The sequence below is a fragment of the Streptomyces sp. NBC_00704 genome (assembly GCF_036226605.1).
In the GTDB taxonomy this organism is placed as follows: Bacteria; Actinomycetota; Actinomycetes; order Streptomycetales; family Streptomycetaceae; genus Streptomyces.
Genome location: NZ_CP109000.1, coordinates 1,732,501 through 1,754,427, shown reverse-complemented (window position 1 = coordinate 1,754,427; position 21,927 = coordinate 1,732,501). Strand labels below are relative to the sequence as shown.

The window sequence follows — 21,927 nt, the reverse complement described above, 5'->3', positions numbered from 1 at the left end:
CTGCCGGAGAGGCGGTGTGCGCCTCGCCCGACGGTCGCCGACTCCCCGATTCTGCGTGCCGTCGCGCCTCACCGCGATCCGCGCGGCGTCCTCGGTCCCCCGGGAGCGGGCGGTGGCGGGGGAGGGGGCGGCGGCGGCCCGTCGTCGGGGCGGGGCGACGGCCGTCCACGGGGTGCGCGCGGCGCCGGTCCCATCGGGCGGACGACGGTCGGCGCCCCGTAGACGTCGTCCGATCCGGGCGGAGGCGGCTCCTGCGGCCGCGAGCCGTCCCGGGGCCGCGACCGCTCGCCGGACCCCTCTCCCTCCCGCCCCTGCCCCGCCCCCTGCGCGTCCCGTCGGCCCTGCTGATGTTCCTGCCGGTCCCGCTGCCCCCGTCCCGGCCCGTAGTCCTGCGCGCGGTCCCGCCCCTGGTCCTGCCCGCCTCCGGGCCGCTTCCCCGATCCCGTCTCCGTCTCCGTCTCCGTGCCGTGCCGGGCGTCCTGCGGCCCGCGCGGGTCGTCCGGGAGGCGGAGGTAGGGGTTGGTGGCAGGGTTGGGAGGCCGGTAGGAGGGAGCGCCCGGCGCGTACGGGCCCGTCAGGCCGCCCGTGTGCCCTGGAGGCGAAGCGGAGCCTGCGGCTTCCTGACGGCGCGCGCCCCCGCCGGGCTCCAGCGCGCCCCCGCCCGCGTCACCGCGTGCCAAGGGCGCGGCCAGTGCTCCCGCCGCCCCCGTGGCACAGGCCAGCCCCGCGCCGACCAGCCCCGCGCCCGCCCCCCACAGGGCGCCCAGCAGCAACGCGGCGCCGAGGTGTCCGTGCAGCTCGATCCCGGCCCCGAAGGCGTCGAAGCCCAGCACGGACAGCGACGCGTTCACGGACACGTCCGTCAGCCAGGCCGCCGACGGCAACGCGAGCGCGGTCGCGAGCCCCAGCCGCACGGCGCACCGCCCGGCGAACCCGACGGCGCCGCCTTCCCGGGCGGCCCGCACCTGGCCGCCGCCCGCCGAAGCACCGTCGGCAAGTCCCCGCGTCACGCGCGCGGAGGCGTCGGCTCCCGCCCCCTGCCGGGTATGCGGCTTCCCCGCCCGCGACGACGTCCCCGGCGATGCGCCTGACGGCGCCCCCGGCCACGCCCCCGCCGCCGGCCCCCCCGGCCACGCCCCCGCCGCCAGCCCCCTCGGCGTCCGTACCGCCGTCAGCACTCCCGCGAGCATCATCATCAGCGCGGCGGCCACCGCCAGCAGCCACACCCGTCCGTCCAGGTCGGCCAGGCGGTCCAGCGTCACGGGCCGTCGGTCGCCCGTGCCCAGCAGCTCGTCCAGCGGGGCGGGCAGGACGGTGGTCAGGGCGCCCGTCGCGCGTCCGTCCCAGGGGACGAACAGGCCGATCGGGATGCCCAGCCAGACGCCGTTCGGAGCGCCGAGCAGGGCCGCGCCCGCGATGCGCTGGGGGTGGTCGTCGCCGATCGCCGCGTAGGCCGCCGCGGCCAGTCCGGCCGCCACCGCGACCAGCGCCACCGTGACGACGGCGGACGCGGCCGGCCGCACCACGCGATGCACCGCCTCCCACGCGCGGGGGAGCGGGGTGCGGCGCGAGGCCAGCAGGGAGATCAGCAGGACGCCGAGCGACCAGCCGAGGCCGCCGAGGAGGGTGGAGGCGGTGTCCAGCGTGAAGCCGACCGCGGCCTTCGCGTGGACCAGGTCGCCGAGCCGGTCGGGCAGCAGACCGCCGATGTCCCCGACGTCCCCGAGCCCGGGGATGTCCAGGCTTCCGCTCCCGCCCCCGCCGCCGGGCAGGTCGTCGAGGCCCAGCGCACTCCCGTCGAGCGTGACGACGTCGTGCCCCGCCCAGGCCAGCCCGCCGAGCATCGCCACGAACAACGCGGCCGTCGAGCCGACGCGCGCGAGGAGTTCGGCGGGCGTGATCACCGCACCGGCCGTGCGCAGGGACCGCAGGAAGAACCACGCCAGGAGCACCGCGCCGACCAGGCTCACCCCCAGTGGCGTGATCTCGACGGCCGTGTCCGCCTCCGCGCCGGTCAGCCCGAAGGCGGACACGTCGCCGGACGGGGTCACCGAGCCGCCCGCCCCCAGGGCCACGACCGCGGCCGTCATCGGGCCCAACGAGCCCGCCGCGTCCGCGTTCAGCAGATGCAGCCCGAGCGCCGCGGTCCCCGCCATCGCGATCAACGCCCAGCTCACCGCGGCGACAGCGGCCGGCAGCACGTCCGCCCACGGCACGCCCCTGCCGCGCACCGTGCTCCCGCCGCCTTCGACAACCGTGCCGGCGCTCATGCAGACCCCCCGATCCGCGGTGTGGAACGGCGAAGATCGCCGCTTCCGTCCCCCTCGCGTGCTTTACCACTCTCCGGGCCGTTTTCAACCCCGTCAACGGCAACGGCAGGCACGTGTGCGCGTGCTCTTCACAAGGCCCGACTTTCGGTCAGGGGGCCGCTACTGAAATAGTTCCCCCCGATGTTCGACATCCCTAGACTCCCCGTTGATGGGGCTACTCGGGGGACAACTCAGTGGGGCTGGAGTGCCGGAACTCGTACTGGAATTGAACGGACGCACCTGGACGCTCGATCCGTCCAGGTCCTACACCCTCGGACGTGATCCGCAGGGCGACATCGTCCTCGACGACGCTAGGGTCTCCTGGCGACACGCCACGGTCAGCCATAACGGCCGCAGTTGGGTCGTCGAGGACCACGGCAGCACCAACGGCACGTACGCGCAGGGGCAGCGGATCCATCAGCTGGAGATCGGTCCCGGCTCGACGTTGCACCTGGGCAACGCGACCGACGGGCCACGCGTGAGCGTCTCGGGAGCGCAGGCGCCCGCCGCGCAGCCGCGGCAGCAGCCGTACGCGGCGCAGGCCGCGAACCCGGGCTGGGCCCAGCAGGGCGCGCCGCAGCAGCCGGCCGGGCAGGGGCCGCAGGCAGGCTGGCAGCCGCCGCAGCAGTCCGCGCCGCACGTGCCGCAGCAGCAGGGCGCGGGCGAGCCGTACGTGCAGCAGGTGCCCGGTGGTGGCGCGGGGGCGCCGCCGGTCTACGGCGACCGCAGCCCCACCACGTTCCACCAGTTCTCCCTCGGCCGCGTGATGCGCATCGGCCGTGCGCTGGAGAACGAACTCGTCGTGTCGGACCTCCAGGTCTCCCGTCACCACGCCGAGTTCCACTCGACGCCCGACGGCCGGATGGAGATCCGCGACCTCGGCTCGCACAACGGCACCTACGTCAACGGCCAGCCGATCCCCAAGGGCGGCTCGGTCCAGCTCGGCCCGGCCGACGTCGTCGGCGTCGGCCACTCGACCTTCCGGATCGTCGGCGACCGGCTCGAGGAGTTCGTCGACACCGGTGAGGTCTCCTTCTCGGCCCGGCATCTGACGGTGACGGTCGACGGCGGCAAGCAGATCCTCAAGGACGTCTCGTTCGGCGTCCCGGAGAAGTCGCTGATCGCGGTCATCGGCCCGTCCGGTTCCGGCAAGTCGACGCTGCTCAAGGCGCTGACGGGCTACCGGCCCGCCAACCAGGGCGACGTCCTCTACGACAACCGCAACCTGTACAAGCAGTTCGCCGAGCTGCGTCAGCGCATCGGTCTGGTCCCGCAGGACGACATCCTGCACAAGGAACTCACCGTCAAGAAGGCCCTCAAGTACGCGGCCAAGCTCCGTTTCCCGGCCGACACCACGGCCGCCGAGCGTGACGCCCGCATAGACGAGGTGCTGCGCGAGCTGAAGCTGGACATCCACAAGGAGAAGAAGGTCACCTCGCTCTCCGGCGGCCAGCGCAAGCGCGTCTCGGTGGCCCTGGAGCTGCTCACCAAGCCGTCGCTGATCTTCCTGGACGAGCCGACCTCCGGTCTCGACCCGGGCATGGACCGCGACGTGATGCAGCTGCTGCGCGGCCTCGCCGACGACGGCCGCACGGTCCTGGTCGTCACGCACTCGGTGGCCGAACTCGCGATCTGCGACAAGCTGCTCGTGATGGCGCCGGGCGGCGCGGTGGCCTACTTCGGCCCGCCCGAGGAGGCGCTGAACTTCTTCGGCTACGACACCTGGGCCGACGTCTTCTCCGCCTTCGAGAACTACCGCGACTACGACTGGGCGGGCCGCTGGAAGGGCTCGCAGCACTACCAGATGTACGCCGCGGACATCGACGCCGTCGCGCCGCAGTCCGTACAGGTCCCGCCGATGCAGGCGATGAAGCCGCCGAAGCCGCAGGGCTGGATGTCGCAGTTCGTCACCCTGGTGCGCCGCTATGTGTCGGTGATCGTCTCCGACAAGGGCTTCCTGGCGCTGACGGTGATCCTGCCGGCCGTCCTCGGCGCGGTGAGCCTGCTGATCGACTCCGGCAACAGTCTGCTGCCGAACCCGGTCAACCCCAAGAGCGGGCGGATCATCCCCAACGGCACGGCCACCACCGTCCTGCTGATCCTCGCGGTGGGCGCCTGCTTCGCCGGCGCGGCGAACTCCGTCCGTGAGCTGATCAAGGAACGGGTCATCTACGAGCGGGAACGGGCGACCGGCCTGTCGCGGTCGGCGTACCTGATGTCCAAGGTGTTCGTGCTCGGCGTGGTCACCGTGTTGCAGGGTCTGCTGGTCGGCGTGATCGGCTTCGCCAGCCGGGAGATCCCGAAGGAGGGGCTGGTCCTCGGCGGCGCCACCATGTTCGAGCTGTCCATCCCGATCATGGCGCTCGGCTTCACGTCGATGATGTTCGGCCTCGTCATCTCGTCGCTGGTGAAGACGGCCGAGAAGACCATGCCGCTGCTGGTGATGTTCGCGATCATCCAGGTCGTGTTCACCGGCTGTCTGTTCACCCTGAACGGCGCGGTCGGCGTCAACCAGTTCTCGTACCTGATGCCGTCGCGCTGGGCCGTCGCGGCCGCCGGCGCCACGCTGGACTTCAACAAGATCAGCCCGCCCAAGGACGGCGGCGCCACGGACCCGCTGTGGGAGCACACCGTCGGCGCCTGGAGCCTCGACATGATCGCGCTGATCGTCCTCGGTGTGATCTGCGGCTTCTTCGTGGCCCGCTTCCTGCGCCGGCATGAGCCGGAGGTCATGCGCAAGTAGTCCCCGCGTACGACGCCGAAGGGCGGCGCCTTCCCGGTCGGGAGGCGCCGCCCTTCGGCGTGTGTGTGGGGTGCGTCAGTACGCGCTGTTGACGTTGTCGATCGTGCCGTACTTGTCGGCGGCGTAGTTCGCGGCGGCGGTGATGTTGGCGACCGGGTCGTAGATGTTCCAGGACGTTCCGGCGACGTGGTACGCCGTGAAGGTCGGCGGGATCACCTGCAGCAGGCCCTTGGACGGGATGCCGTTGATGGCGTTGATGTCCCAGTCGTTGATCGCGTTCGGGTTGCCCGAGGACTCGCGGATGATGTTCTTGTGCAGGCCGTGGTAGCTGCCCGGGATGCCCTTGGACTTCATGATGTCCAGGGACTGCTTGATCCAGCCGTCCAGGTTGTTCGCGTAGTGGCGGACCGTGGCCTTCTTGATCGCGGCGCGCTTGACGGAGCGGTTCGCGGCCTCCTTGGCCTTGTGCGAGGCCGCGGCCTTGCGCTTGGCGGCGGCCTTGCGCTTGGCGGCGGCCTCGGCGGCCGCCTTCTTCTTCGCGGCGGCGGCCTTGGCGGCAGCGGCCTTGTTCTTCGCGGCGGCGGCCTCGGCGGCCTTCTTCTTCGCCTCGATCGCGTCGACCTTCACGCTCGTCGCGGCCAGCTGGTCGGTGACACTGGTCTTGACGTCCTGCACCGGCTTGGAGCTGTAGGCGACCTGGGCGGACGAGACGGCGTCCGTAGTGGTCGTCTGCGCGTCGGCCGGCACCACCGAGAAGGCGAGGGCGGCGGCACCGAGGGTGGCCGCACCGGCGATCGCGATCTTGTGAGTGTTCTTGGGCATGCGGAAGGACCTCTTCGTATTAGCGCGGAGGTCGCTCTCATCGTCCAACGGCGGACAGCGGGTGCTTGAGGCACGAGCACCGAGGGCTGACCCGGCGGTGCTGAGCGACGAGAGCAATTCTTAGCGGCCGCAAAATGCCCAGGCAAAGGTGTGACGTACGATCCCCGGTAGTGGATCAGGGAAGGGCAAAACGGGACAGATAGAACCATCTGCCCCGTTCACCGGGTGCCCCTTTGTCTCCTAATGGCCCTAGTACGTGATGTGTGCCCTATGTGCGGGCTCACACGCCCTGTAGATCGTTCTCACAGCAGGTTGCCAAAGCAATGCTGTGCGTCAGCGCCCTCTTCGGGCAGGAGGAGATGCAGGTCCCCGAACTCGTGCCACAGGTACCGCGCGCGCAGCGCCTCGTCGTAGCCCCGCTCGATCGCGGCCCGCCCGGCCACCGCCTCCAGCATCAGCAGATGCGAGGCCCGCGGCTCGTGCAGCCCGGTCAGCAGCCCGTCCACCACCCGCACCCCGCGCGCGGGAGTGACGACGAGATCCGTCCATCCCGCACGCGCGCGGACGACCCCGTCGGCGCCGGCCGCCGACTCCACCGCCCGCACGGCGGTCGTCCCGACGGCGATCACCCGCCCGCCCCCGGCCCGCACCCCCTCGATCAGCCGCGCCGACGCCTCGGGCACCGCGAAGCGCTCCGGATACGGCGGTTCGTGCACCTCCGCGGAGGCCACCCCGGTGTGCAGCGCGACCGGCGCGAACAGCACCCCGCGGCTCACCAGCTCCGCCACCAGGGCGGCCGTGAAGGGCCGCGCCGCACTCGGCATCTCGGCGCTGCCCGCCCCGTCCGCCGACGGCAGCGCGAAAACCGTCTGGTGAGCGGACAACGGCTGGTCCCGCTCCGTGTACGCGTAGCGGATCGGCCTCCCGTACTCCCGCAGCAGCCCAGAGACGGCCCCGCCGGGCGAGACCCGCGCCCACCACAGCCGCCCCCCGCCCCGCGCCAGCGGCTCCTCAAGGACCAGCCGCGCGCCCCCCGGCAAGCGCACCCGCGCACCCGCCGGACCGCCCGCCCGCGCGCGCGTCGTGCCCGTCCCGTCCGGTTCGCGTAGCTCGACCGCCCACCGCCCGTCGTCCCCGCGCGTCGAGAAGTGCACCACCACACGCGTGTGCCCGATCCGCCCGTCCACGGCCGCCGCCAGCGTCGTCGAGGTGTTCACCACCAGCACGTCACCGGCCCGCAGCAGGCCCGGCAGCTCCCGGAACGCGTGATGCGCCACCGCCGTCCCCCGCGAGACCAGCAGCCGGACGTCGTCCCGCCCCCGCCCCGGCCCGCGCTGCTCGGCCGGCACCCGCGCCGACAACTCCTCGGGCACCCCGCGCCACTGCCGCACCGGCCCGTGCGGGACCCCCGTCACCGTCATCGCCGCGCCTCCAGGAGCGCCGGAGCCCCGTACCGGCCGCTCGCCGGCCGCTCGTCCAGCAGCCGCAGGAACGCCGGCGCCACCGCGGCCGGATCGGGACGAGGACCGTCGTCGTCCGGGACGGCCGCCGCGTACAGGTCCGTGGCCATGTCACCGGGATCCACCGCCCACACCCGCAGCCCCGGCTCCTCCACGCCGAGCACCGCCGCCAGCCGGTCCAGCGCCGCCTTGGACGCCCCGTAGCCGCCCCACGTCCCGTACGCCTCCACGGCCGCGTCCGAGCTGACGGTGACCACCGCGCCCGCCCGCGCCCCGCGCAGCAGCGGCAGCGCCTCCTGGACCAGCGCCAAGGGCGCCACCACGTTCACCTCCAGCGCCCGCCGCAGCCCGTCCGGCGGCAACGCCTCCAGCCGCACCAGCGGCTCCGCGCCCAGCGCGCTCGCGTTGTTCACCAGCAGGTCGCAGCCCCCCAGCCGCCGGGCGGCCGCCACCAGCTCGGCCCGGTGCCCCGCGTCGGTGACGTCCCCCGCCCGGACCTCCACCCGCGTCCCGTACGACGCCACGGACACCGCAGCCGCCGTCAGCGCACCCGCCGTCCTGGCGTCGAGCACCAGGTCCCAGCCCCGGGCGGCCAATGCCTCGGCCAGCGCCCGCCCCAGCCCCTTCGACGCACCCGTGATGATCGCTACCGGCATGACAACCGTCCCCTTCGTCCGACCGCCTCCGTCCGGCGGTGCCCCCAACCTAGGAACCGGCCGCCCGCCCCCGCCTCGGACGCGGGACGCAGCCGGACGGGGCCCTTCGCCGTAGGCCCGCCGCCTCCGCCGCCCGGCGTAGACCCACCGGCCCGGGACCTCCGCCCTAGGTCTTCCGTCCCGTTCGCGGCCGTCACGGGTCCGATCCGGGCTGTCGGACCCCGCCGGTACCGTGAGGGCATGAGTCAAGGCCCTCGGTCCGGCCTCGCCGCGGTCAGCTCCGCGCTGCTGGCCATGAGCAGGCACCTGGAGGTGCGCGACGTCCTCAAGACGATCGTCGCCTCCGCCCGTGACCTGCTGAACGCGCAGTACGCCGCCCTGGGCGTCCCCGACGATCACGGCGGCTTCGCCCAGTTCGTGGTGGACGGCGTCAGCGACGAGCAGTGGAAGGCCATCGGCCCCCTGCCCCGCCAGCACGGCATCCTGGCGGCGATGCTGCACGAGGCGCGGCCCGAGCGCCTCGCCGACGTCCGCAAGGACCCCCGCTTCGAGGGCTGGCCCTCCGCCCACCCCGACATGTCCGACTTCCTGGGCCTGCCCGTCCGCGACGGCGACGAGGTGATCGGCGCCCTGTTCCTCGCCAACAAGAACTGCGCCAAGCCCGAGGGCGGCTGCGGCTTCACCGAGGAAGACGAGGAACTGCTGTCGATCCTCGCCCAGCACGCCGCGATCGCCCTCACCAACGCCCGCCTGTACGAGCGCAGCCGGGAACTGACCATCGCCGAGGAACGCTCCCGGCTGGCCCACGAACTGCACGACGCCGTCAGCCAGAAGCTGTTCTCCCTGCGCCTGACGGCCCAGGCCGCCGCCGCCCTCGTCGACCGCGACCCCGCGCGCGCGAAGGACGAACTGCACCAGGTCGCCGCCCTGGCCGCCGAGGCCGCCGACGAGCTGCGCGACGCCGTGGTGGAGCTGCGGCCGGCCGCGCTCGACGAGGACGGCCTGGTCGCGACCCTGCGCACCCACGTCCAGGTCCTCGACCGCGCGCACACCGCCCGCGTGACCTTCACCGGCAACGGCGTGCGGGCCCTTCCCGCCGCCCAGGAGGAGGCCTTCCTGCGGGTCGCCCAGGAGGCCCTGCACAACGCCCTGCGCCACTCCGGCGCGGACCACGTCGACGTCACCCTGCACAAGCGCGGCCCGGACACGGTCCTGCGCGTCACGGACGACGGCAGCGGCTTCGACCCGTCGACGGTCCGCCGGGCCGGCCGCCACCTGGGACTGGTGTCGATGCGGGACCGCGCCAACGGCGTCGGCGGCACGCTCACGGTGGAGTCGGCGCCCGGCAAGGGCACCGCGATCGAGATGGAGGCCCCCGGTGGCTGACGCAATCAAGGTGCTGCTCGTCGACGACCACCAGGTCGTCCGCCGGGGCCTGCGCACCTTCCTGGAGGTGCAGGACGACATCGAGGTCGTGGGCGAGGCCGCCGACGGGGCCGAAGGCGTCGCCCTGTGCGAGGAGTCGCGTCCCGACGTCGTCCTGATGGACGTCAAGATGCCCGGCATGGACGGCGTCGAGGCCCTGCGCAGACTCCGCGAACTCGACAACCCCGCGCGCGTGCTGATCGTCACCAGCTTCACCGAGCAGCGCACGGTCGTCCCCGCCCTGCGCGCGGGCGCCGCAGGCTACGTCTACAAGGACGTGGACCCCGACGCCCTGGCCGGCGCCATCCGCTCCGTCCACGCCGGCCACATCCTGCTCCAGCCGGAGGTCGCCGGCGCGCTGCTCTCCCAGGACGAGGCCAACTCCGGCCAGGGTCGTGGCGGTTCGCTCACCGAACGGGAGCGCGAGGTGCTCGGCCTGATAGCGGACGGCCGTTCCAACCGCGAGATCGCCCGCGCCCTGGTCCTCTCCGAGAAGACCGTCAAGACGCACGTCTCGAACATCCTCATGAAACTCGACCTCGCGGACCGCACTCAGGCCGCCCTGTGGGCCGTGCGCCACGGTGCGGCCGGCTGAGACGAGCCGACAGGCGGACGAGCCGAGGCGCCGAGGGGCCGAGGAACCGCGGGGAGGGGCCGCAGGGGCGGCCGTGCGACCCATGTGGCCCGTGCGACCCGTACGACCCGTACGAGGACGATCCGGAAGGTTAACTTCCGATCCGAGATTCATACCGTCGTGGGAATGTCCCCCGGATGGCGCATCCTCTGACGATCTCCGCCGTTCTCCCTGCGTGCCGCGGCGACTGCCGCGGGGATCGCGAGAAGGGCTCAGAAGTGAAGAACCTGAAGAAGGCAGCGGCTGTGACGATGGTGGCCGGCGGTCTGGTGGCCGCGGGTGCCGGCCTGGCCTCCGCCGCCGACGGCGCCACCGCCCTCGGCGCGGCCAAGAGCTCGCCGGGCGTCGTCTCGGGCAACCTCGTCCAGGCCCCGGTCGCCCTTCCGGTCAACGTGGTCGGCAACAGCGTCAACGTGATCGGCGTGCTCAACCCGGCCTTCGGCAACCTGGGCCTCAACCGCTGAACCGCTGAACCACCGGCGTCCTCAACCCGACGTCCCGAACCCGACGTCCCGTCCCGCCGAGGTCCGGTCCCCACGGACCCGCGGTGACCGGCTGCCCCTCCCGGCCCCTCCGGGAGAGGCGGTCTGTTTGTCGTCCCGTATCTCTGTCGTTCCAATGGCCCGAACGGGCCCTTCCGGCCCGGGCGACCGCACCGTTCGCGATCACCCCACGTTGGACAGCGCACGGCCCCCGGCCGGACCGGACACGCAACCGCAGGAGGAACCCTTTCCATGAACATCGCCAAGAAGACCGCCGTGGCCCTCACCGTGGCCGGCATCGCCGCCGGCGCCTCGGCCGGAGCGGCCGTCGCCGACGCGGGCGCCGAGGGCGCGGCCGTGAAGTCGCCGGGCGTCGTCTCGGGCAACCTCGTCCAGGTCCCGGTCAATGTTCCGGTCAACGTGGTCGGCAACAGCGTCAACGTGATCGGCCTGCTCAACCCGGCCTTCGGCAACACGGGCGTCAACCGCTGACCCTCACAGCCGAGCCCGCGCGGGGGCCCGCGCGTCGACGACGACGCGCGGGCCCCCGCGCGCGTCCCGCACCCGGCGCGCCCCCGACGCCAGCGCCCGAAGCGCCACAAGCGCACCCGCCGACACGGACGCCCCCTCCGCCCGCACCCGGCGCGCACCCTGCGCTTCGGCTCACACCCCCGCTCAGCGCGCGCTCCCCGCGCTCCCCGCTCAGCGCTCCCCGCGCTCCCGCTCCTCCACGACGGCGTTGTAGGCGGCGACCGTCGCCCGCCGGGCCGTCCGCTCGACCGGCCGCAAGGCCTCGGAGCGAGCCGCCATCTCCCCGGAACTGACCGCACCCCCGTGCCCGTTCTCCAGGGCGAGGGACACCAGCAGACCCACCCGCTGCGCCAGCTCCAGCACCCGCACCGCTCGCGGCGGATACCCCGGCGCCAGCACTTCCCGCCCACGCTCGGCCCGCGCCCGGTACGCGTCGATCGCCGCCTCCGCCACCGGCCCCGACCCGGCGACGTCCAGCCGCGACAGCACCGCCGTGGCGTCCCGCAGCGCCTCCGCCAGCTCCCGCTCCGCCTCGCCCAGCGACGGCACGTCGGCCGGCGGAGCCTCCCGCACCGGCAGGCAGTGCCACACCACCTCGACGTGGACGTCCCCGGCGGGGCCGGCCTCCGATACCTCGGGCACCAGCCCGTGACCGGCGCCGTGACAGACCACCGCCTCCTGCGCGTCCAGCGCCCGCGCGTTGAACTCCGGCGGCCCGCTCAGCCCCAGCGGATGCCCCGGCACGGGCAGCGCCAGCCGCAGCCCGGTCACCCCCAGCCCCCGCAGCCGCCCGAGCGCGAGCGTGAGACCGACGGGCCCGGACTCGCCCGGCAGCCCTTCCACCCGGTGGACGGCGTCCTCCCCGACGACGGCGAGCACGGCGTCGTCCGGCGAGACGAATCCGGCCAACAGGGCATTTCCCCAAGCGGCGAGGCGACCAGAGCGCGGTTCCGAAAGCATGCCCCCAGCCTAAGGACCGGACCGATGGAACGGGCCGCCCGGCCGGTGGCGTAGATTTTCCCGGAGGGGCCGCGCCCACCCACGTGCGGCGGTCCGAGCCACAGGCGCCCGCGACAACCGACCGGCCACACTGCAAGGGGAGACAACCCGCTCATGAGCGATGTTCTGGAGCTTCAGGACGTGACCGTGGTCCGTGAGGGCCGGGCTCTCGTGGACCAGGTCTCCTGGTCGGTCAAGGAGGGCGAGCGCTGGGTCATCCTCGGTCCGAACGGGGCCGGCAAGACGACCCTCCTGAACATCGCCTCCACCTACCTCTTCCCCAGCTCCGGCGAGGTGTCGGTCCTCGGCGAACCCCTCGGCAAGCCCGGCACCGACGTCTTCGAGCTGCGCCCGCGCGTGGGCATGGCCGGCATCGCCCTCGCCGACAAGCTCCCCAAGCGCCAGACCGTCCTGCAGACGGTGCTGACCGCCGCCTACGGCATGACGGCCGGCTGGCAGGAGGAGTACGAGGACGTCGACGAGCAGCGCGCCCGCGCCTTCCTCGACCGCCTCGGCATGAGCGACTACCTCGACCGGAAGTTCGGCACCCTCTCCGAGGGCGAGCGCAAGCGGACCCTCATCGCCCGCGCCCTGATGACCGACCCCGAACTGCTGCTGCTCGACGAGCCCGCCGCCGGCCTCGACCTCGGCGGCCGCGAGGACCTCGTACGCCGCCTCGGCCGCCTCGCCCGCGACCCCATCGCCCCCTCGATGATCATGGTCACGCACCACGTCGAGGAGATCGCCCCGGGCTTCACCCACGTCCTCATGATCCGCCAGGGCAAGGTCCTCGCCGCGGGCCCCGTCGAACTCGAACTCACCTCCCGCAACCTCTCCCTCTGCTTCGGCCTCCCGCTCGTCGTGGAACAGATCGGCGACCGCTGGACCGCGCAGGGCCTGCCCATGTCCTGACCCGTGCCGCCCCGTTCGCGCCCTGTCCGCGACGGGACCCCCGGCCCTACCATGACCCTGTGAACGACATCGACGCGTGGGTGTGGTGGCTGGTCGGCGCGGCGGCGCTCGGTATCCCGCTCGTGGTGACCGCGATGCCGGAGTTCGGCATGCTCGCGGTCGGCGCCGTGGCCGCCGCCGTCGCCGCGGCTCTCGGCCTGGGCGTCGTGGCCCAGGTGCTCGTCTTCATCGTCGTCTCGGTGGCGCTGATCGCCGTCGTGCGCCCCATCGCGGCCCGGCACAGCAGACAACGCCCCCAATTCGCGAGCGGAGTCGACGCGTTGAAGGGCAAGCAGGCCGTCGTGCTGGAGCGCGTCGACGGCGCCGGCGGCCGCATCAAGCTCGCCGGAGAGATCTGGTCGGCACGCTCGCTCGACGGCGACCGCGCCTACGACGTGGGGCAGCAGGTCGACGTCGTGGACATCGAGGGAGCCACGGCCATCGTCATCTGACCTTGCACGATTTGCGCGCGACGCCCGGCCAACTCCCGCACGACGTAAGTCGACCGAACACCTCGCGAGCCGCACGACGGTCTGTCAGACTCGACCAGCAAGATCTTCAACAGACATAAGATCTTCCGAAACGCCGAGGCGGAGAAGGGTACGGGGATCCGACGATGGAACCGGTCATCATCGTCCTGATCATTCTGGTGGTGTTGGTCTTCATCGCCCTGATCAAGACGATCCAAGTCATCCCGCAGGCCAGCGCCGCCATCGTGGAGCGCTTCGGCCGCTACACGCGCACGCTGAACGCCGGCCTCAACATCGTCGTCCCGTTCATCGACACCATCCGCAACCGCATCGACCTGCGCGAACAGGTCGTGCCGTTCCCGCCCCAGCCGGTGATCACCCAGGACAACCTGGTCGTCAACATCGACACGGTCATCTACTACCAGGTGACCGACGCCCGGGCCGCCACCTACGAAGTCGCCAGCTACATCCAGGCGATCGAGCAGCTCACCGTCACCACGCTGCGCAACATCATCGGCGGCATGGACCTGGAGCGCACCCTCACCTCCCGCGAGGAGATCAACGCGGCCCTGCGCGGCGTCCTCGACGAGGCCACCGGCAAGTGGGGCATCCGCGTCAACCGCGTCGAGCTCAAGGCGATCGAACCGCCCACCTCCATCCAGGACTCGATGGAGAAGCAGATGCGCGCCGACCGGGACAAGCGCGCGGCGATCCTCACCGCCGAGGGCACCCGCCAGGCCGCCATCCTCACCGCGGAGGGCGAGAAGCAGTCCCAGATCCTGCGCGCCGAGGGCGAGGCCAAGGCGGCCGCCCTGCGCGCCGAGGGCGAGGCGCAGGCCGTGCGCACGGTCTTCGAGGCCATCCACGCCGGCGACGCCGACCAGAAGCTCCTGTCCTACCAGTACCTCCAGATGCTCCCGAAGATCGCCGAGGGCGACGCCAACAAGCTCTGGATCGTCCCCAGCGAGATCGGCGACGCCCTCAAGGGACTGTCCGGCGCCATGGGCAACTTCGGCCCCTTCGGCGGCAGTTCGGGCGGCGACAACGCCGGCAACGGCGGCGGCAACGAGCGCCGCGAGAAGCCGACCCTCGACTGACCGCCGACCCGCGCACCGACCGGGGCCTGCCTTCACGAAGAAGGCGGGCCCCGGTCGCGTACAAGAGAGCAACGGACGCACACGCACGTACAAGGACGTACAGACGCACGTGACCCACGTGACGCACGTGACGGACGTGACGGACGCGATGGACGTGACGGACGGAGAGGGGAAGACGCAAGCGGGAAGGACGGAAAGCGACTACGCGGCGTCCAGCGTCAGCCACTCCGGCAGCGCCGCCAGATCCTCCTGCCCCAGGGCCAGCAGCATCGCGTCCGCGGGCGTCGGCTCGAACGGCCGCCGCAGCAACGGCATGTCCGCCTGCTCCGGAGTCCGGTCCGCCTTGCGGTGGTTGTCCTCCGCGCACGAGGCGACCGTGTTCAGCCACGAGTCCTGACCGCCCTGCGCCCGCGGCACCACGTGGTCCACGGTCGTCGCCCGGCGCCCGCAGTAGGCGCACCGGTGCCGGTCCCTGATCAGCACACCCCGCCTCGACCACGGCGCTTGTCTTCGGAAGGGCACCCGCACGTACCTGCACAGCCTGATCACCCGCGGCGCGGGGATGTCCACCTCCGCCCCACGCATGCGCAGTTCGGGGTGGGCCTGCTCGACGACGGCCTTGTCCTGAAGCACCAGAACGACGGCTCGGTTCAACGTCACCGTCGACAGCGGCTCGAAGCTCGCGTTCAGCACCAGCGTGTCCCGCATACCAGCCCACCTCCTGTGTGCACCGGCCCACCCCCTGGCGGGCTGGGATCAACTCTGGCCGGGCACGCCGAGATGGACAACGCAATATCTGCCGCTCCACGGGAGGTGACCCCCGCGACCCCCGGCAACAAAAAATGCCCGCCTCTGATCACTTCCAAGACCAGAGACGGGCAAACACTCGATGAAGGATGAGCCGACTCATCCTTCCTTGGGAACTTCGTACTCACCGATCAACTGCGCGCGACCGATCGTGTGGAAGCGCAGGTTGAACCCGACCGCGGCGGGCGAGGCGTCGGCGTCCGGACCGAGCTTCTCCTGATCCACCGCGTACACCGTGAACACGTACCGGTGCGGCCCGTCCCCAGGCGGCGGCGCGGCCCCGCCGAAGTCCTTGCTGCCGTAGTCGTTGCGCGCGTGTACGGCGCCCGCCGGCAGCCCTTCGAACCCCTTGCTGCCCGCGCCCGCGGGCAATTCGGTCACCGAGACCGGGATGTCGAACAGGACCCAGTGCCAGAACCCGCTGCCCGTGGGAGCGTCGGGGTCGTAGCAGGTCACCGCGAAGCTCTTGGTGCCGTCGGGGAAGCCCTCCCACCGCAGCTGCGGCGAGGTGTTCCCCGCCGACTGCACCTGGGCGTCCTTGAGCGCCGCTCCCTCCTCGACGTCCTCGCTCGTGACCGTGAACGACGGCACCGGCGGATGGAACTCGTGGGGCAGCGGCCGCCTCTTCAGCTCGGTCACCTCGACACCTCCTGGTAGATCGGAAACGCACTCCTCTCGGAGCCTACGACCTGCGTACCCCGCACGAGGCCGGGCACTGCCGGGCGTCGTCGAGCACCACACGAAGGGCCCGGAACGCCGTACGGCACTCCAGGCCCTCCGCGGGGTCCTGCTGGGGAACGCGGGGAAGCGTCCGGGGACGTCCGGGGGACCCTAGAACCAGTTGCGCTTGCTGCCGACCTCGGACAGCCACGTGTTGAGGTACGCGGGCCAGTCGGTGCCCTGGTAGTCGTGCAGGCCCACCTGGAACGAGCGGAAGGTGTCACTGCCCTCGCTGAACAGACCCGGCTTCTTGTCCATCTCGAGTACGACGTCCATCGCGTGCTCGTCGGCCACGAAGCTCAGCTCGACCTGGTTGAGTCCCCGGTACTGCGACGGCGGGAAGAACTCGATCTCCTGGTAGAACGGCAGCTTCTGCCGCGTGCCCCGGATGTGCCCGCGCTCCAGGTCCGCGCTCTTGAACCGGAAACCGAGCTGGACGAAGGCGTCCAGGATGGCCTTCTGCGCCGGCAGGGGGTGGACGTTCACCGCGTCCAGGTCACCGGAGTCCACGGCGCGCGCGATCTCCAGCTCGGTCGTCACCCCGACGTTCATCCCGCGCAGGGCCTGCCCGTCGATCATCGTGACCGGCGTCTCCCAGGGGATCTCCAGCCCGAACGGCACCGCGTGCACGGCGCCCGCCTGCAGCTCGAACGCGCCCCCGAGCCGCTGCTTGGTGAACTCGATGTCCTGCTTGTACTCCTGATCGCCGCTCTCGACCTCGACCTTGGCCTGCAGACCGACCGACAGCCCCTCGATCTGCTGGTTCACGGACCCGCCCTGGATCCGCACCTCGCCCTGGACGACACCGCCCGGAACGACGTTGACCTCGGTCAGCACCGTCTCGACCGAGGCCCCGCCGGCCCCCAGACTCGCGAGCAGCTTCTTGAACGCCATGACTCTCCCTCTACGACCTTCTTCGGACGGGATCCCTCGATCCCTACAAACGCGATCCCGACCTGACCGGTTCCGCCGCCCCACACCCTGACAAAACCGAGCGCCCGCTGACCACCCCGTCGCACCCGTACGTCTGCACTACGCTCGGAGCGCATGATCGCGACCACCGACCGTACGCCCCTGCCCAGGACCTTCTTCGACCGCCCTGTCCTGGAGGTGGCCCCGGATCTGCTCGGCCGGCTGCTCGTCCGCACGACCCCCGACGGACCGATCACCCTGCGCCTGACCGAGGTGGAGGCCTACGACGGCGGAAACGACCCGGGCTCCCACGCCTTTCGCGGCCCCACGGCCCGCAACGGCGTGATGTTCGGACCGCCCGGTCATGTGTACGTCTACTTCACCTACGGCATGTCAAGGCGGTCAGCATGAACGTCGACGTCCTCGCCCATCCTGCCGAAGAGGTCGCCCCCAGGCTGCTCGGGAGTGTCCTCACCTGCAAGACCCTTGAGGGAACCGTGAGCATCGCCATCACGGAGACCGAGGCGTACTCCGGTACGGCTGACCCAGCTTCCCATGCCTACCGAGGCCAGACACCCCGTAACGCCGTCATGTTCGGACCCGCAGGACACCTGTACGTCTACCGGTCCCACGGCCTCCACTGGTGCGCCAACGTCGTCACCGGGACGGACGGCATCGCCTCGGCCGTCCTCATCCGGGCAGGCAGGGTCATCGAGGGGGAAGACCTGGCACGCAAGCGGCGAGGGGAGAGGGTCGAGAGCCCACGTCTTGCCCGAGGTCCTGGGAACTTCTGCCAGGCACTCGGCATCACGGGAGAGCACAACGGCGCAGACCTCCTGACAGGTACCTCGGTCATGTTGTCCGAGGGTGAGCCGGTGCCTACCGCGCTCATCCAGGTTGGTCCTCGGGTAGGCGTGAGCAAGGCCCACGACTGGCAGCACCGGTTCTACCTCGCCGGTGATCCAACGGTTTCCGCGTACCGACTGAGCCCGAGAGCCAAGCCGTCCGCCGAAGCCTGAGCCGCTGTGCGCCTCGCTCACGGCTCGCCGGTGAGTCGGCGCGGAGTTGGAGGCCAGGAGATGCGTGATCGTTCGCGAGCGCGGCGCGTGACGCGTTCCTGGCCGGTCGGGTGACCGCCGACGTGCGCCAACTCCGACCTGCGCTGCGGGGGGAACCTCAGTGTGGTCGGGTAGCCGGAGACCATTGCTGATCCCCGGCCCCCTCAGAACCGGACGTGCGAGCTTTCCCCGCATCCGGCTCAAGCAAGCCCCATGGGCTTCGCAGGTCAGCAGGGTTATGTGGTCCTTTGCCGGCGCCAGCGTGATGTTGGCGGTGGCATGCGGAGTGCACGAGGCGAAGGTTGTTCCGCTCATCCGTGCCGCCATCTCGCCGGTAGGTGAAGTGATGCTTGTGGAGCATCTTCTTCGAGGCCGCGAACCAGTTGATCCACTCGCGTGAACTGTCCGGTTCGTACTCGGCTCCGACGATCAGCGCCGACTTGCAGAGAGGACAGAGCCCCTGCTGCCGGACCGCCAGGAGAAGACTCGTCTTGTCCATCGGCGGTGGCGCTTTCCTGCGGCGGCGGTCCCGCCAGTACTCGGTCAGGGCGGGATCGTCCGGAGACGCTCCGCCCTTGACGAACTGGTGGCGGACGATGCCGGTCCAGGCGAACTTGATGAGGAAGGCGCCGCTGTCGCGGTCGCCGAACACCCACCGGTCTCGCCGGGAGGGGTGGAACCTGCCGAAGTACCGGTCCATGACCCAGTGACTCGACTTGTTGCGGTGACGCCGTCTGGCCCATTTGAAGGTCAGTCGCCACATGTAGTGATCCAGAGACGAGAACGTCGTCGTGGATGCCACCGCCCGGTAGTAGGCCGCCCAACCGCGAACGATCGGGATCAGCCTGCGCAACACGGCCTCGGCATTGGACCCGTGCAGGGTCTTCACCTCGGTCCGTAAGCGCGCCCGGAGCCTCGCGCAAGCCGCTGTGCTCGGCTTGATGATCAGCTTGCCGCCCGTGCGGCGGACGGTGAAACCGAGGAAGTCGAACCCTTTATCGAGGTGGACGACCTGGGTCTTCTCCTCGTTGAAGCGAAGACCTCTCGGCTCCAGCCATTCCTCCAGCCGGGCCCTGACCTGGTGCACCTGTTCCTCGTCGTGACAGAGCACGACGAAGTCGTCGGCATACCTCACCAGCCCCGGAGTGCCCGGCATGGCGCCGGGCTCGCGCCCGGTCCGAACCGTGTATTGGCACCCTGCGGCCTGTTCCAGTCCGTGCAGAGCAACGTTCAGCAACAGCGGGCTGATCACACCGCCTTGAGGAGTGCCCTCCTCGGTCGGTGCAAACCGGCCGCGGCCGATCACGCCCGCCTTTAGCCATCCGCAGATCAGGTCCCTGGCGGGGAACTGGCCGAGCATGGTCATGAGGTGGTTGTGATCGATGCGGTCGAATGCCGCCGACAGGTCCGCGTCCAGGACCCACAGACGTTTCGGGTTCTTGCCCCTCACCGTCCAGAAGATCGCGGATATCGCGTCCTGGCAGCTGCGGCCGGGCCGGAAGCCGTACGACCTCGGCTCGAACCGCGCTTCCCACTCGGGCTCCAGCGCGTTCTTCACGCGGGCCTGTAGGACCCGGTCACGGATGACCGGGATGCCGAGCGGTCGCTGTTTCCCGTTGCTCTTCGGGATGAAAACTCGCTTGACCGGCCTGGCCTTCCACGGACTCAACGACCGATGGATCTCGGCCGCCAAGGTGGACGAGGACGTACTCATCGTGGCCCGCGCCAGGAAGGCCAAGGGCGAGAGCGTCAGCGCCATCGCCAAGGCCCTCGGCGTCTCCCGCGCCACGCTGTACCGACACTTGGGAGAGAGTGCCTGAGACAGGCGCACAGCAGTCCAGGCAGGCCCTCGGCTCTACGCCGGGGGCTGTTGTCGCACGTGGACGTACAACACTGCCCTCCTCAGTCCGCAGCACCATGGCGAACGACGTACAGATCCGCCGAAGGGCGCGATGGTTGCTCAGGCCGGTAGGACTCATGCACTCGACGTCGACCGCTCGGCCCGGTCAGGCCGTCTGAAACGACCGTGCATGGACCGCCTGTGGCCGTCCATGCACGGACGTCACTCATGCACGTTGTTGCATGAACTGGGGAGCGAGAGGAGCGCGCCTCCTCGACGGGCATGGCGAAGGGCCCCGCCCGACACTCGTCAGACAGGGCCCGTGCTCACCGAGCGCCGACAGCCGGCTCGGCGCTCCGCAGTCGGATCTCGAGGGTTCCGGAACGTGATCCGGCAGTGCTCGCCCTTGAAGGACCGAACCCCACGACCGCGCGGCATCAGTTCGACTCGCTCGCAGACCTGCATGACGACGGTCCGTACGTAGTCGATGCGGTCAGGGTCCTCATAGTCCAGTTCCTCCCACAGGTACTCGATGTCGCCGAGGTCGACGCGCACCCGTTGCGATGCCAGGTCTGCCAGCTCGGCCCGGATCTTGGTGAGGTCGGCGTCGCACCTGCCGATGCCCGTCCGCAAGGTCGACGCGTCGATGTCCCCTACGGCGAACATCTCCGCCAGGGCGGTGCGCCTCTCGGATGCTGCCGTCTCCTCGGCCAGCAGCTCGGCCTCTCGTTCCTCGTCTGCGGCATCCGTGGCCGGTGCCGCGTTCCACTCCTCGGCCCTGTCGATGACCTTCCTGACCACGAAGGAGTCGAGCGGGTCCGCGGGGCAGGTGAGGCACCGGCCACCCGAACAGGTGTAGATGCGGTACCGCTCTCCTGCCGCGTTCTTCTTGCTCCACCCTTGAGTGACGACGGCCTGACACTTCGAGCAGCGGACCACGCCGGACAACAGGGCCTTGCGCTTGCCGCCACCGCCCGTGTTGCGCTCGGGGTCGCTCAGGTGGCGGACCAGGGCCCGGAATATGCCCTCAGAGACGATCGCCTCCCAGTTGCCCGCGCCGGTCTCCTCGGTCCGCCGCACGCGCTTCCCGTCCGGCTTCTCAACCCACTGCGAGTACGTCTGGAATCCCGCGTTCCTCGGCTTCAAGAGGACGCTCCGAAGGTTCGAGCTGCGCCACTCCTTGCCGTGAGGCGAGAGCAGTCCACGTGTGTTCCAGTCCTTCGCGATGGACCAGAGGGTGACGCCGGCCAGGACATCCCGGTATGCCTGCCGCAGGGCTTCCGCCTCTGCTTCCCGGTGCCTGCCGTCCCGCTCGAAGCCGAAGGGGCGAGTACTCCAGAAGGGCCTCCCCGACTCCCTGCGCCGCTGGTGTCCGAGCACCTGACGCTCGACTCGCATCTCGGTCTCGTTGCGAGCCACCACAGCGCCGATGCGAGCAGCGAGACGGCCGGACGGGGTGGACAGGTCGAGCACTCCCTGCGCCTGTGCGGCGGCCAGCGTGACGCCGGTCGCCTCGGCCAGGTCCACCAGATCCTCAAGGTCCCAGGGAGTGCGGTACATACGGTCGTAGTGGCGGGACACGATGGCGTCTGCCTTGCCGTCCTCCACCAGAGCTCGGCGTCCTGCTCCGCGCCGGCGAGATCGTCGAGGGAGCCGAGCACGCCCGTAAACGTCGGCTCTCGGCCCGAAGCGACAAAGAACTGGCCAAAGGCCCCGCCCGCCTGGCCACCGCCCTGGACGTGGGCCGGCTCTCGACGGCACGGACGCCTGCGCCGCCGGCGACACCCCGCTGCGGATCCTCACGGGTGCCCCGGTCCCCTCCGACCAGGTACGCAGCGGACCCCGCACCGGGGTGTCGGGGGACGGCGCCGTCCACCCCTGGCGTTACTGGGTCGCCGACGACCCGACGGTGAGCCCCTACCGGGCCCACGTCCCCAAGCGCCGCCGAAGTTGACTCGGCCCTGGACGGCGCGTAACGTAGCCCGAGCCGCTTGAACCGGGTACGGCATTC

General features: G+C 71.2%; 19 protein-coding genes and 3 pseudogenes. 12 read left to right on the top strand and 10 right to left on the bottom strand.

The features are described 5' to 3' along the window. Nucleotides 1-68: 68 nt before the first annotated feature. Complete coding sequence (locus OG802_RS07760; RefSeq protein ID WP_329408475.1) at nt 69-2,270, bottom strand: streptophobe family protein; 2,202 nt, start codon at nt 2,268-2,270, stop codon at nt 69-71. Between the two features lie 244 nt (nt 2,271-2,514). On the opposite strand from OG802_RS07760, the gene OG802_RS07755 reads away from it, so the two are divergent. After that, nucleotides 2,515-5,052 carry an ABC transporter ATP-binding protein/permease gene (locus OG802_RS07755; protein ID WP_329408474.1) on the top strand — a complete coding sequence of 846 codons (2,538 nt, stop codon included), beginning with the start codon at nt 2,515-2,517 and terminating at the stop codon, nt 5,050-5,052. 75 nt (nt 5,053-5,127) lie between these two features. Here the strand turns inward: OG802_RS07755 and OG802_RS07750 are convergent, their stop codons facing one another. The 3 genes from OG802_RS07750 to OG802_RS07740 form a co-directional block, all read right to left on the bottom strand. Next, nucleotides 5,128-5,874 (bottom strand): transglycosylase SLT domain-containing protein, encoded by a 747-nt coding sequence (locus OG802_RS07750; protein ID WP_329408473.1) that lies wholly within the window; start codon nt 5,872-5,874, stop codon nt 5,128-5,130. A gap of 302 nt (nt 5,875-6,176) precedes the next feature. Further along, entirely contained in the window at nt 6,177-7,295 is a 1,119-nt protein-coding gene (locus tag OG802_RS07745; RefSeq protein WP_329408472.1) for an S-adenosylmethionine:tRNA ribosyltransferase-isomerase, read from the bottom strand. Then, the gene (locus OG802_RS07740) at nt 7,292-7,990 is read right to left on the bottom strand and encodes an SDR family NAD(P)-dependent oxidoreductase (RefSeq protein WP_329408470.1); all 699 of its coding nucleotides are present in this window, start codon (nt 7,988-7,990) and stop codon (nt 7,292-7,294) included. Before OG802_RS07740 ends, OG802_RS07745 begins: the two co-directional genes overlap by 4 nt. 240 nt (nt 7,991-8,230) lie before the next feature. Here OG802_RS07740 and OG802_RS07735 point away from each other — a divergent pair, with 240 nt between their 5' ends. The 4 genes from OG802_RS07735 (at nt 8,231) to OG802_RS07720 (ending at nt 11,023) form a co-directional block, all read left to right on the top strand. Next, nucleotides 8,231-9,376, top strand: coding sequence for a GAF domain-containing sensor histidine kinase (locus OG802_RS07735; protein ID WP_329408469.1), 1,146 nt, complete (start codon nt 8,231-8,233; stop codon nt 9,374-9,376). Continuing rightward, the gene (locus tag OG802_RS07730) at nt 9,369-10,010 is read left to right on the top strand and encodes a response regulator transcription factor (RefSeq protein ID WP_329408468.1); all 642 of its coding nucleotides are present in this window, start codon (nt 9,369-9,371) and stop codon (nt 10,008-10,010) included. Before OG802_RS07735 ends, OG802_RS07730 begins: the two co-directional genes overlap by 8 nt. A gap of 257 nt (nt 10,011-10,267) precedes the next feature. Then, the gene (locus OG802_RS07725) at nt 10,268-10,513 is read left to right on the top strand and encodes a chaplin (RefSeq protein WP_329408467.1); all 246 of its coding nucleotides are present in this window, start codon (nt 10,268-10,270) and stop codon (nt 10,511-10,513) included. Between the two features lie 270 nt (nt 10,514-10,783). Further along, nucleotides 10,784-11,023: a chaplin family protein gene (locus OG802_RS07720; protein ID WP_109000178.1), complete on the top strand. Its 240-nt coding sequence runs from the start codon at nt 10,784-10,786 to the stop codon at nt 11,021-11,023. A 210-nt stretch (nt 11,024-11,233) separates the two neighbouring features. Here the strand turns inward: OG802_RS07720 and OG802_RS07715 are convergent, their stop codons facing one another. Further along, entirely contained in the window at nt 11,234-12,022 is a 789-nt protein-coding gene (locus OG802_RS07715) for a hypothetical protein (RefSeq protein ID WP_329408466.1), read from the bottom strand. A gap of 153 nt (nt 12,023-12,175) precedes the next feature. On the opposite strand from OG802_RS07715, the pseudogene OG802_RS07710 reads away from it, so the two are divergent. The 3 genes and pseudogenes from OG802_RS07710 to OG802_RS07700 all read left to right on the top strand — a co-directional run. Next, a pseudogene (locus tag OG802_RS07710) lies at nt 12,176-12,706 on the top strand (ABC transporter ATP-binding protein); the annotation flags it as partial. 326 nt (nt 12,707-13,032) lie between these two features. Next, complete coding sequence (locus OG802_RS07705; RefSeq protein ID WP_329408462.1) at nt 13,033-13,464, top strand: NfeD family protein; 432 nt, start codon at nt 13,033-13,035, stop codon at nt 13,462-13,464. Between the two features lie 164 nt (nt 13,465-13,628). Beyond that, the gene (locus OG802_RS07700) at nt 13,629-14,579 is read left to right on the top strand and encodes an SPFH domain-containing protein (RefSeq protein WP_329408461.1); all 951 of its coding nucleotides are present in this window, start codon (nt 13,629-13,631) and stop codon (nt 14,577-14,579) included. 201 nt (nt 14,580-14,780) lie between these two features. Here the strand turns inward: OG802_RS07700 and OG802_RS07695 are convergent, their stop codons facing one another. The 3 genes from OG802_RS07695 to OG802_RS07685 all read right to left on the bottom strand — a co-directional run bounded on the left by OG802_RS07695 (nt 14,781) and on the right by OG802_RS07685 (nt 17,000). Beyond that, nucleotides 14,781-15,287, bottom strand: coding sequence for an HNH endonuclease (locus OG802_RS07695; RefSeq protein ID WP_329408460.1), 507 nt, complete (start codon nt 15,285-15,287; stop codon nt 14,781-14,783). A gap of 198 nt (nt 15,288-15,485) precedes the next feature. Further along, entirely contained in the window at nt 15,486-16,025 is a 540-nt protein-coding gene (locus OG802_RS07690) for a YbhB/YbcL family Raf kinase inhibitor-like protein (RefSeq protein ID WP_329408457.1), read from the bottom strand. Nucleotides 16,026-16,217: 192 nt separating this feature from the next. Then, on the bottom strand, nt 16,218-17,000 hold the full coding sequence (locus OG802_RS07685) for a sporulation protein (RefSeq protein WP_329408455.1): 783 nt from the start codon (nt 16,998-17,000) through the stop codon (nt 16,218-16,220). A gap of 153 nt (nt 17,001-17,153) precedes the next feature. On the opposite strand from OG802_RS07685, the pseudogene OG802_RS07680 reads away from it, so the two are divergent. Together OG802_RS07680 and OG802_RS07675 are read left to right on the top strand one after the other, a co-directional pair. Continuing rightward, nucleotides 17,154-17,411 (top strand): annotated as a pseudogene (locus tag OG802_RS07680) (DNA-3-methyladenine glycosylase); the annotation flags it as partial. Nucleotides 17,412-17,425: 14 nt separating this feature from the next. After that, nucleotides 17,426-18,037: a DNA-3-methyladenine glycosylase gene (locus OG802_RS07675; protein ID WP_329408454.1), complete on the top strand. Its 612-nt coding sequence runs from the start codon at nt 17,426-17,428 to the stop codon at nt 18,035-18,037. A 157-nt stretch (nt 18,038-18,194) separates the two neighbouring features. On the opposite strand, the gene ltrA is transcribed toward OG802_RS07675, so the two are convergent. Then, nucleotides 18,195-19,790 carry a group II intron reverse transcriptase/maturase gene (ltrA, locus tag OG802_RS07670; RefSeq protein ID WP_443055197.1) on the bottom strand — a complete coding sequence of 532 codons (1,596 nt, stop codon included), beginning with the start codon at nt 19,788-19,790 and terminating at the stop codon, nt 18,195-18,197. On the opposite strand from ltrA, the gene OG802_RS07665 reads away from it, so the two are divergent. Beyond that, the gene (locus OG802_RS07665; protein ID WP_329408452.1) at nt 19,705-19,896 is read left to right on the top strand and encodes a helix-turn-helix domain-containing protein; all 192 of its coding nucleotides are present in this window, start codon (nt 19,705-19,707) and stop codon (nt 19,894-19,896) included. The genes ltrA and OG802_RS07665 overlap by 86 nt on opposite strands. Before the next feature lie 329 nt (nt 19,897-20,225). Here OG802_RS07665 and OG802_RS07660 read toward each other — a convergent pair whose 3' ends face one another. After that, nucleotides 20,226-21,524, bottom strand: a complete 1,299-nt coding sequence (locus tag OG802_RS07660; RefSeq protein WP_329408450.1) for a recombinase family protein — start codon at nt 21,522-21,524, stop codon at nt 20,226-20,228. 8 nt (nt 21,525-21,532) lie between these two features. Between OG802_RS07660 and OG802_RS07655 the strand changes: the two are divergent. Then, nucleotides 21,533-21,870: pseudogene (locus OG802_RS07655) on the top strand (DNA-3-methyladenine glycosylase); the annotation flags it as partial. Between the last annotated feature and the right edge of the window lie 57 nt (nt 21,871-21,927).